This is a genomic window from Streptomyces sp. NPDC058964 (assembly GCF_042741275.1).
Lineage (GTDB): Bacteria > Actinomycetota > Actinomycetes > Streptomycetales > Streptomycetaceae > Streptomyces.
Window position 1 is genome coordinate 3,764 of the sequence record NZ_JBHYKH010000216.1, and the last position, 10,423, is coordinate 14,186.

Annotated in this window: 8 protein-coding genes and 1 pseudogene; 1 reads left to right on the plus strand and 8 read right to left on the minus strand. The window is 71.1% G+C overall.

The features are described 5' to 3' along the window. Nucleotides 1-105: 105 nt before the first annotated feature. From ACFW2E_RS24855 to ACFW2E_RS24880, 6 genes are all read right to left on the minus strand, one after another. The gene (locus ACFW2E_RS24855) at nt 106-2,979 is read right to left on the minus strand and encodes a lipopolysaccharide biosynthesis protein (protein ID WP_384469286.1); all 2,874 of its coding nucleotides are present in this window, start codon (nt 2,977-2,979) and stop codon (nt 106-108) included. A gap of 54 nt (nt 2,980-3,033) precedes the next feature. After that, complete coding sequence (locus ACFW2E_RS24860) at nt 3,034-3,966, minus strand: lipopolysaccharide biosynthesis protein (protein WP_384469287.1); 933 nt, start codon at nt 3,964-3,966, stop codon at nt 3,034-3,036. Continuing rightward, the gene (locus ACFW2E_RS24865) at nt 3,959-4,759 is read right to left on the minus strand and encodes a polysaccharide deacetylase family protein (RefSeq protein WP_384469288.1); all 801 of its coding nucleotides are present in this window, start codon (nt 4,757-4,759) and stop codon (nt 3,959-3,961) included. The genes ACFW2E_RS24860 and ACFW2E_RS24865 overlap by 8 nt, the downstream gene beginning before the upstream one ends. After that, the gene (locus tag ACFW2E_RS24870) at nt 4,752-5,750 is read right to left on the minus strand and encodes a glycosyltransferase family 2 protein (RefSeq protein ID WP_384469289.1); all 999 of its coding nucleotides are present in this window, start codon (nt 5,748-5,750) and stop codon (nt 4,752-4,754) included. Before ACFW2E_RS24870 ends, ACFW2E_RS24865 begins: the two co-directional genes overlap by 8 nt. Next, nucleotides 5,747-6,568 (minus strand): glycosyltransferase family 2 protein, encoded by an 822-nt coding sequence (locus tag ACFW2E_RS24875; protein ID WP_384469290.1) that lies wholly within the window; start codon nt 6,566-6,568, stop codon nt 5,747-5,749. The genes ACFW2E_RS24870 and ACFW2E_RS24875 overlap by 4 nt, the downstream gene beginning before the upstream one ends. Nucleotides 6,569-6,957: 389 nt before the next feature. Beyond that, the gene (locus tag ACFW2E_RS24880) at nt 6,958-7,395 is read right to left on the minus strand and encodes a hypothetical protein (protein ID WP_384469291.1); all 438 of its coding nucleotides are present in this window, start codon (nt 7,393-7,395) and stop codon (nt 6,958-6,960) included. Between the two features lie 226 nt (nt 7,396-7,621). Here ACFW2E_RS24880 and ACFW2E_RS24885 point away from each other — a divergent pair, with 226 nt between their 5' ends. After that, a complete protein-coding gene (locus ACFW2E_RS24885; protein WP_384469292.1) occupies nt 7,622-8,431 on the plus strand; it encodes an SGNH/GDSL hydrolase family protein in 810 nt (269 codons plus the stop codon). A 4-nt stretch (nt 8,432-8,435) separates the two neighbouring features. On the opposite strand, the gene ACFW2E_RS24890 is transcribed toward ACFW2E_RS24885, so the two are convergent. Beyond that, nucleotides 8,436-10,043 (minus strand): serine/threonine-protein kinase, encoded by a 1,608-nt coding sequence (locus ACFW2E_RS24890; protein WP_384469293.1) that lies wholly within the window; start codon nt 10,041-10,043, stop codon nt 8,436-8,438. Nucleotides 10,044-10,088: 45 nt separating this feature from the next. Further along, a pseudogene (locus ACFW2E_RS24895) lies at nt 10,089-10,423 on the minus strand (nickel transporter); the annotation flags it as partial.

Genomic DNA, 10,423 nt, shown 5'->3' on the forward strand with positions numbered 1-10,423 from the left:
CCCCAGCGCTCACTCACCGCCCCGGGCGCCAGCGCGGGGGTTCCCACATCACCCCATTCTTGGTTCTGTGGCCCGCCCTCCGGCCCGCCCCCCCCACCGCGGGACTCACTTCATGGTCAGGAACCGCTGCACCAGCGAGGCCAGCAGGACCGCGAGCAGGGGGAGGGCGAACCAGAAACTGCTCTGCAGCCAGCGCAGTTGACCCACCCCCGGCCGCACCGCGACCCGGACCACCTCGCGCACGGTGAGCAGCATGATCAGCGCGACGGCCGCGAGACCGCCGACCACCGACCACGGCGTCCACGTCACCCGCGGTCCGATCGGCCCCGGATGAGGCTCGGGCACCTCGCCCGCGGGCCGCTTGCGCATCGCGTACATGGTGACGTCGTCGTTGACCAGGACCTTCTTCAGCTCCTGCCGGTTGTCCAGGTTCCGGATCAGTCGGGACTCCCAGGTCGCCGAGTAGCCCACGTCCATCTGCAGGTAGGTGATCTGGCTCGTGTTGAGCATCAGATACGAGTTCGGTCCCGCGTCCCTGAGCGCTTTGACCAGGCCCGACACCAGCACCGGGTCGGTCGGCGCGAGCGTCGGCACGTAGTCGACCCGCTCCATGTCCTTCGCGCCCCAGGGCATCGCCGGCGTCACGTCGTTGACCGGGTCGTTGCTCAGCCACAGCAGCCGTACCGTCGGTTTGTCGTGGGCGTACACGTAGTCCATGGCCGCGACCTCGCCGGGCCGGGTCCGCTCGAACGGCTCGTTGCCCCAGCGGGCCACCAGGAACCCGCCCATGAGCAGCAGGCCCGCCACCAGCGCGGCCAGCGGGGCCAGGCTGACCCGGTCCTTCTCGCGCTCCTCCGCCGTGACGCCGGTGCGCGGGAACAGGGCGAGGGCGCCCAGCAGTGCCGCGCCCGGCAGCGCGAACATGAAGACGCGCAGGGCCATCTCGCCGCCGTACGACTGCATGCCGAAGCCCAGGAACGGGACGAAGGTGAGCACGAGGAGCGACCGCTCGCGGTACTTGTGGTCGCGCCGCCGCCACCAGCCCCAGCAGGCGAAGGTCATCACCCCGCCGGCCAGCAGGACCCGCGTGTAGAGCACCAGCTTGTGTGTGGAACTGCCGCCCTGGATACGGCCGGACACCGAGGTCGACACGTTGCTGCCCACCCCGCCGACCCCGCCGAACAGGTCGTTGAAGTGCCCGGACCAGTACGGCTCGGCCATGAAGCCGAGCCACACCGCGGCCACCACCCCGAACAGGATCGGCAGCCCGCGCAGCTCCGACCGTCCGGTCAGGACCAGCACCGCCAGTACGCCCAGCATCACGAACGGGGTGAGCTGGTGGGCCGGGACGCTCGCCGCGTACAGGCCGATGAGCACCATGAGCAGCACGGCCCGCCGGCGCCGGTCCGCCGGTTCGACCTCGGCCTCGCCGGGGCGGAACTTCGTCCAGATCACGCGCGGGGCGCGGAACCAGACGAGGAGGATCGCCACGAACACGAGGTAGAGCAGATACGTGAAGCCCTGTGGGGAGAAGTAGTCCTGTCCCACCCAGCCGCTGAGCACGAAGATCCAGACACCGGTCCACCTGGCCCGCCAGCTCGCCCGCATCGAGCGCACGAGCAGGAACATCGGTGCCAGACAGGCGAGCTGAACGGTCAGCGGCCACCAGCGGATGACCTCGGTGAAGTCGGTGATCCCGCAGGCCCTGGCGGCGAACGCGGCCGCCGCGAAGAAGCCCGGCCAGCTCCAGCGCGCGTCCAGGTCCGGCACGGCCGACCCGGTGCGGTCGATGTAGTCGATGAACCCGAGGTGCTGCCAGGCCGTCGCGAACCGGGGTTCGGTCTCGATGACGGCGGGCAGGGCGTGCAGTGACACCACGGTCGCGAGGAGCGTGACCAGCAGCAGCGCCCGGTGCTCGTGGCGCAGCCAGAGCAGCGAGGCGAACACCGCGATCAGCAGCGCCGCCCCGACCAGCGTGGGCAGCGGCAGCACGGAGATCAGGCCGAGCCCGCCCATCTCGTCCAGGTCGGACTCGCCGAGCCGCAGTGCAGGCACCCAGTACAGCAGCAGCGCGGCGATCAGCAGACAGCCGAGGACGACTCCGGGGCGCGTGGGCATCGGACCGTCGCGCAGCGGGGGAGCCGCCGTCCCGGGCGGGTCCTCGGCGGGCACGGCCGCGGCCTCCTCCGGCGCGGTGGGAGCCTCCGGTACGAGGGACTCCTCGAACGGCGCGTCGACCTCCGCCTCCTTCAGGAGCGAGGCCTCGGCCGGTCCCAGCGACGCCTCCGCGCCCGGTTCCCTTCCCCAGTCCCGGCTTCGCCCGGCCGGGGGGACCCCCATCTCGACCGGCGGTCCCGGTGCCTCCGGCGGCCGGGGGCGCAGCGCCCAGGTCGGCGGGTCGTGGCGCGCCACCGGCGTCCCGGTGGGCGGGGTGCCAGGACCGGGGCGCACGTCGGGGCGGCGCTCCAGGTGGTCGAAGTCGACGTGGATGCCCAGGGCGAGGGTGTCGCTGTCCAGCGCCCAGGCCGGGCTGCGCCGGCCCGGCTGAGTGGAGGCGGGGACCTCGGGCGCCCCGAGGTCGGCGAGGTCACCGTCGGGTGCCGCTCCGTCCGGAAGATCCGCGGCAGGCGCGGCCCGGACCGTCTTCCACAGCCGGGGCGCGGCGATCGCCACGATCACCGCCAGGCTGGAGATCTCCGCGACGCCCGCGCCGGTCAGCCCCATGCGGGGCAGCAGCAGCAGCGTCAGGCCGAGAACCAGCACGCACAACAGTCCCTGCAGCCAGGCGAGTCCGGCGGTGCGGCTCTGGGCGCGCAGCACGGCGAAGTACGTCTCCATGACGACCCGCAGCAGCGCCCCGACCGCGAACCAGCGCAGCAGCGGAGTCGCCGCCTGCGCGTAGCCCGCACCGAACACGCCGAGGATCCACGGTGCCCCGACGAACAGCAGCACGCCGATCGGCAGCATGATCCGGGCCATCCGCTTCAGCGCCGCACGCGTGTCGGCGGCCAGCCGGGCCGGCTCGTGCGAGCACTAGACGTTAAGGGACGCGCCCATGTTGATCGCCAGCAGGTTGGTCGTGCCGCCTATGGTCGTGGTGATGTAGAAGTACGCGTTGTCCTCGGAGCTGACCTGCGAGGCGATGATGACCGGGACGAGGTAGACCACGGCCAGCGAGAACAGGGAGCCGGTGTAGTCCCCGGCGAGGAACCGCCCGATCTCCTTGAGCGTCGGTGGCTTGGCGTGCTCCGCGGTCGCCTTGACGTGCCGGGGCACCAGACGGCGGAACACCAGCCAGCCGAGCGGCACCACGGAGGTGGCGATCGCGGCGACCCACGACACGAAGACACCGGTGGTCGGGATGGCCACGGCGAACGCGACGAGCAGCCCCAGCTTCACCGTGGAGAACACGGTGTTGCCCACCGGCACCCAGGGCGCGCTGCGCAGTCCGGTCAGCACGCCGTCCTGCAGGGTGAGCAGGTTCCAGGCGACGACGGCCACCATGAAACCGAGCCCGTTGAGCGGTCCGTGCAGGAACCGGTACGACGGCCCCCACACGTCCAGCGTCATCAGGAAGACGCCCGCCGCCAGCGCCACGATCAGGGAACTTCCGGCGTACGTGCGGAAGATGAGCCGTCCGGTGCGGCGCCCGGCGACCGGGATGAAGCGGGCCAGGGCGCCCGTCAGGGTCACCGCGGTCAGGCCGGCGAGGAACTTCATCGCGGCGATCGCGGCGGAGCCCTGGCCGACCGCGGACTCGGAGTAGTAGCGGGCCGCGGCCAGCCAGAACCCGAGCCCGAGGACGGCGGAGATGCCGGTGTTGAGCATCAGGGCATAGGCGTTCCGGAACAGTTGGCTGCCGCCGGGCGACCGGTCCCGTCCGGGCAGACGGAGACGGCGCCCCGACTGCTCGGGTGCCTGCGTCCCGGGCGATGCGGCCTCGGTCGTGGTCGTCGTGTCAGACACGGGTACGGATGGCCTTCCGGCGGACCTGGCGTGCTCTGCGGAGGACGGCGTACCCCTTGGTGAGGGCACGGTCCGTGGCGAAGTTACGGGCGATCGAACGGCCTTCGATCAGCCGCTCGAACTCCTGCGCGTCCGTGCTGCGGCGCACGGTCACCCGCCGCAGGGCGTAGGGCCCCTGGCGACGGCGGGCCAGACCGTTGCCGACGGCGAGCGCCTGGGCGAACCCGGCCTCCCGCACGGCACCGCGCACCCGGCGGCTGGAGTATCCGTAGGGGTAGGCGAACGAGACCGGCACGGCACCCAGTTCGTCGGCGACGATCTCCTTGCAGCGGACCAGTTCGGAGCGCAGGGTGTCGTCGTCGAGCTGGTCGAGCTGCGGGTGGGTGTGGCTGTGGCCGCCGATCTCGACACCGGAACGGGCGAGCTCGCGCACCTGGCGCCAGTCGAGCATGGCGTCCAGGCCGCCCCCGGTGTCGTACGGTCCCTTGATCCAGCCCGTCGAGACGAACAGCGTGGCCGCGAAGCCGTGCTTGGCGAGCACGGGCAGGGCGTGCCGGTGCACGCCCGCGTAGCCGTCGTCGAACGTGATCAGCACCGGGCGGGCGGGCAGCGGGCGGCCCGAGCGCCAGCTCGCCGCCAGCGCCGCGGTGTCGACGGGGGTGAAGCCCAGGTCGCCGAGCATCGCCATCTGCTCGGCGAACGCCTCCGGGGCGACCGACAGGACGCGGGTGGCGTCGTTGGGTGTGGTGGCCACGGAGTGGTACATGAGAATCGGCACACGCGCTTCACCCATGTGTTTCCCCCTCGATGTCCACGACCGAGAAGGTGGCTCCGCCCCGGCGCGCCCGGACACTCCCCACGACGTACCCGCCCGCCGCGGTGAGCACGCCGGCGACGATCGCCCCCGCTCGCCCGGCGCCGCCCGGCCGGGCCAGCAGCGCGTCCCGCAGACCGCGGGCGACGCCCGCGGGCAGCACACGCGTGGTGTACCGGCGTTCCGACTCGAGCCCCTTGTCCGCGCCCACGCTCCGGGCCACCAGGGCCTTGGACAGTCCCTCGGCGTAGGTGCGCGTGCGGAAGTACCCGAAGTGCTCGCGAACCTCGGGCACCCGGTGATGGATCACCGCCCGGTCGTCGATCAGCAGGACCGCGTCGGGCCTGGCGCGGGTGAGGCGGATGCACAGCTCCGTCTCCTCGCAGCCCAGCGGCCGTTTGGCGCCGTCGCGCCCGATGCCGGTGGCGAAGCCGCCCGCCGAGTCGAACGCCGTTCGGCGGAAGGAAGCGTTTCCGCCCAGGACGTTGCGCACCCGTACCCGGCCCGGTGGCAGCCCCCGGTAGGTGCAGCCCACGACCCAGTCGAACTCCTCCGGGAACCAGGCCGGCCGGCGCCCCGACGCCCAGATCGGCATCGTGCGGCCGCCGACCGCCATCACCAGCGGGTCGGCGTACGCCTCGGCGAAGCGTCGCAGCCACTCCCGCTCGGCCACGGCGTCGTCGTCCAGGAAGGCGATCACCTCGCCGCGCGAGGCGGCGATTCCGGTGTTGCGTCCGGCGGACAGGCCGCGGGGGCCCGCGTTGGCGAGCACCCGTACCTCGTCGGCCTCCTTGTACTCCTTGGTGAGTCTCTCCAGCAGCGCCCGGTTGTGGTCGACGACCAGGAGTGTCTCCAGGGCCGGCCGGGACTGCGCGCGCACCGAGGAGACCGCCGCGAGGATGTCCTCCCAGCGGTCCTCGGTGTACACGCAGATCACGACAGAGATGCCGGGGATGTCGGGATCGCTCAAGACACCTCTCCCCGGCCCGTGTCCATCATCGGCGAGTGGTGCTCACGGCGCCGCAGCGCCCGCCGGTTGGAGCGTTCCCGCAGGATCACCCCGAGCACCCGGAACCCGTCCCGCACGGCCCGCAGATTGCTGGTGCCGTGGATGCGGAGGTACTCGTGGCTGGGTATCTCCTGCACCTTCAGTCCCGCCTTGACCACCCGGATGTTCATCAGGGTCTCGACCTCGAAGCCGGTGCAGTCGAGGTCGATCTTGTCGAGGCAGTGCCGCCAGAACGCGTTGTATCCGTAGCAGAGATCGGTGTAGCGGGCGCCGAACTTGCGGTTGACGATGGTGCACAGCGCCCAGTTGCCGAGCTTGCGGATGAAGGTCATGTCGTCCGTGCCGCCGCCGTTGGCGAATCGTGAGCCCTTGGCGAAGTCGGCGCCCGAGACCAGGGCGGAGACGTACGACACGATCTCGTTGCCGTCGGCCGAGCCGTCCGCGTCGACCATCACGATGATGTCGCCGGTGCAGGCCTCGAACCCGGTGATCAGGGCATCCCCCTTGCCCTTGCCCCGCTGTTCGACGACCTTGACCTTGGGCCACAGCTCACGCGCCACTTCGACGGTGTCGTCGGTGGAATTGCCGTCCACAAGAACGACTTCGTGTATCCAGTCCGGAAGCGTCTTGAAGACGTAGGGGAGATTCTCCGCCTCATTCATGGCGGGGATCACCACGCTCACCGGCGGCGTAATGGCCAGGTGAGAGGAGATCGGCCGGTATTTGCCCGTCATTAACGGATCTTGGCCCGAAGCAGGCGGGCGCAGAACAGAACTCATGAGTCTTGTCCCTCTCGTCCGGTGGACCGCCCGCCCCTGGGCGGCCCGGCTTTGTGTCCGGTTCGAAAGGGGGGTTCTCACTCACGGCACGGTGAACGGATCTCCGTGCATGCGGGTGAGCTGGCAAAGCTGGCCGGGCTGTCGGAGAACGGCAGCCGGTCGCGCGGCACGGCTCGGTCACCGATGCGGTCACCGAGCACGGCACCCCCCTACCGCGCCCCGCGCCGGAACGTCGCGGTCCTTGAGCCCTCCCCTTGAGCCGCGTAGTGACGGACCGATGCGGGTGAGATGTACGACGGTATTGACGATTCAACCTGTATGGCAAGACCTGGAACGAGGCCTCACGTTTTTGTTGGTTTGGCCGTTACACAACTTTGGCGGCCGTTGAATCAGTTCCTCCAGCGGACCTTTCGCATCCGTTTGAGAATTCGGTCCGCCGGCCGCGGCAGCGACGACAGGAACAGGAGAGCGCTGAGCGCGGTGACGGCGACGACCCCGCCAGGGACCGACCACCGGTGCACGGCCAGCATGCCCTGGGCCACCAGCATGTTCAGGACCACGGCCCCGGCCAACGACGCGAGCGTACGGCCGAACGGATCCAGCCCGCGCAGTGCCGAGGCGATGGCCGCCGTCGGCGCGGCGAGCAGGAAGAACAGAGTGAACGGCCCACGCAGGGGCCAGTCCGAGTCGGTGAGCGCGAGCAGCGCGCCGACCCCGCCGACCGCCGTCGCGGCCCCGGCGAGCAGCGGTGACAGGTCCCTCCCCGGTCCTGGCCGCGCCCCCTCGGCATCGTCCGTTGAAGATGTCTTGATGCGTATGGTCTGCATTGGCGACTTTGCCCCCCGGCGCGCCGGATGTCGGGCTTCAATGTCGCGCAGCCCCGAGGGGGCCGTCAAGGGCGGTTGCCCTCCCGTACGGAGATGATCTTGCTGGGCACAAGAACGGTCCGAACCGATCTAGTTGAGACCTGAAAAGTTTTGGCATGGACACTTCCCGTCAACACGCGTAGTTGCTACGACGGTTGTGGCAGAGATCCTGCTAAAGGGAGGTTCCATGAGACGTTTCCGATTTACGGCATACGTGACCTCGCTCCTCCTCGCCACCGGCCTCGCCCTCACCGGGGCGGCCGCGGCGCAGGCTTCCCCCCAACTCGCCGCGACCGGGGGCTATGTGGCGCTCGGCGACTCCTACTCCTCCGGTGTCGGAGCCGGCAGCTACATCAGTTCGAGCGGCAGCTGCAGCCGCAGCACCAAGGCCTACCCCTACCTGTGGAACGCCGCCCACGCCCCGTCCTCGTTCGCCTTCACCGCCTGCTCGGGCGCCACGACGGACGACGTCCTCGCCAACCAGCTCGGCTCACTGGGCTCCGCCACCGGACTCGTCTCCATCACCATCGGCGGCAACGACGCCGGTTTCGCCGACGTCATGACGACCTGTGTACTCAGTTCGGACAGCGGCTGTCTGTCGCGGATCAACACCGCGAAGGCGTACGTCGACTCCACGCTGCCCGGCAAGCTCGACAACGTCTACAACGCGATCAGCACCAGGGCGCCGTCCGCCCGCGTGGTCGTGCTCGGCTACCCCCGCTTCTACATGCTGGGCACCACCTGCCTCGGCCTCTCCGAGACCAAGCGCGCCGCGATCAACGGCGCTGCCGACTACCTCGACGCCGCGATCGCCAAGCGCGCAGCCGACCACGGCTTCACGTTCGGTGATGTCCGCTCCACCTTCGCCGGCCACGAGATCTGCTCCGGCAGCTCCTGGCTGCACAGCCTCAACTGGCTGAACGTCGGCGAGTCCTACCACCCCACCGCCGCCGGCCAGTCGGGCGGCTACCTGCCGGTTCTCACCAGCGCCGCCTGACCCGTCAGGGCGAGGCCGAAGTCGAGGGGGAGGCCCCGTCCGTCGGGGTCTCCGTCGTCGCACAGGTCACCGAGAACGGCACCGAGTTCGACGTCGTACGCACCGGGCTCCGCACCTCGACGCTGATCGCGTTCCGGACCGTCCCGCTCTCCGAGTACGTCGTCACGATCACCTTGTCCTGCTTGGTCCTGCCGCCACCCGCGGGGAACGACAGCGTCTTCCACCCCGGATCGGACACCGACCCGTCCTTCAGCACCCACCGGTACTCCACCTGCGCGGGCAGCCGGCCCACCGTGAACGTCGCCGTGAAGGCGGGCGCCCGCTCCGTGGGCGGCGGACAGGTCCCGGAGTAGTCCGTGTTCGCGCCGGACACCGTGACCTGGACGGACTGGGCCGGCCGACTGCTCGGCGGGTTGCTGCTCGGCGAGGGCGGCGGGGCACCCGAGTCCTTCTCGGTGCTGCGGGAAGGGGCGGGGGAGCTGAGACTGCTGCCCGCCTGGCCGCTGTTCGCACCGCTGCCACCCTTGTCGCCGCTGTCGCGGTGGGACAGTGCGTACGTCAGCCCGGCCAGCGCCAGCGCGACCGCGACCAGGCCCGCTACCAGGACGACCGCCGCACGCCGGTCACGGCCCGGCGGTCCGGTCGTGGCCCTCGTGGCCGACGTCGTCGGCGCCGGACCCGGCCGGGTCGGCATGGGCATCGGCGGTGTGGGAAACCCCGGTTGAGGCTGGGCCGCGACGGTCGGTGCGTACGGCGACCCGGGCGCCGTGTCCGCGCGCGGCGCACCACCGGCCGCGACGAGCCGCAGGTCCCGCTCGGCCAGGTCGGCAGGCAACCGCTCGGCGGGATCCTTGCGCAGCAGGCCCTTGATGACCGGGGCGAGCGGCCCGGCTCTCAACGGCGGCGGCAGCTCCTCGTCCACGACGGCACGCAGGGTGCTGAGCGGAGTGTCCTGACGGAACGGGGAGCTGCCCTCGACGGCCGCGTACAGCAGCACGCCCAGGGACCACAGGTCGGACTCGGGCCCGGGCGTGCGGCCCAGCGCCCGCTCCGGAGCGAGGAACTCGGGCGAGCCGATCACCTCGCCGGTCATGGTCAGCGCGGAGCTGCCTTCCACCGTGGCGATGCCGAAGTCGGTGAGCACCACACGGCCGTCGTTCGCCATCAGCACGTTGCCCGGCTTCACGTCCCGGTGCAGCACCCCCGCGGAGTGCGCGGAGCGCAGCGCGGCCAGCACCTCCGCGCCGATGTGCGCCGCGCGTTGCGGGGACATCGGGCCCTCGGCCTCCAACTGGTCGGCGAGCGACACACCGCGGATCAGCTCCATGACGATCCAGGGCCGGCCGCCCTCCATCGCCACGTCGTACACCGTCACCACGTTGCGGTTCGCGACCCTGGCCGCGGCCCACGCCTCCCGCTCCAGGCGGGCGTACATCCGCTCGACCTCCGGGCCGGGGAGCCCCGCCGGGGCGCGCACCTCCTTGACGGCGACCTCGCGGTGCAGCACCTCGTCGCGGGCCCGCCACACGGTTCCCATGCCGCCCTCGCCGAGCGGGGACAGGAGCCGGTAGCGGCCCGCGATGACACGTTCACTGCCCGGTTCTTCGGACACCGGCGCCCCCCACGGCATCTCGCGTGATATCTCCACAAAAGTAGCTCAGCCGAGTGCGGATGCCGCCCCCTTGAGCACCAATCCGGCCCCGAGAGCCAGAACGACGAACGCCGACGCCAAGGGCATCGTCCGCCGGACCAGGGCAGCGACCGGGTGGGTCGTCCAGCGGGGCCGCCGGTCCATCACCCGGTTCATTCCCGTACCCAGCTTGACGACCGCGAACCCGGCCGCGGTCAGGGTGAGGGCGAGCCCGGCCCCGTACGCGACGACGAGCAGCAGTCCGAACCAGGCCTGGCCGAGGGCCGCCGCGCCGACGAGGACCACCACGGCGGACGGACTGGGGCCGCGCGCGCCCCCGCCTCCGAGGGGGAGAGTGGCGC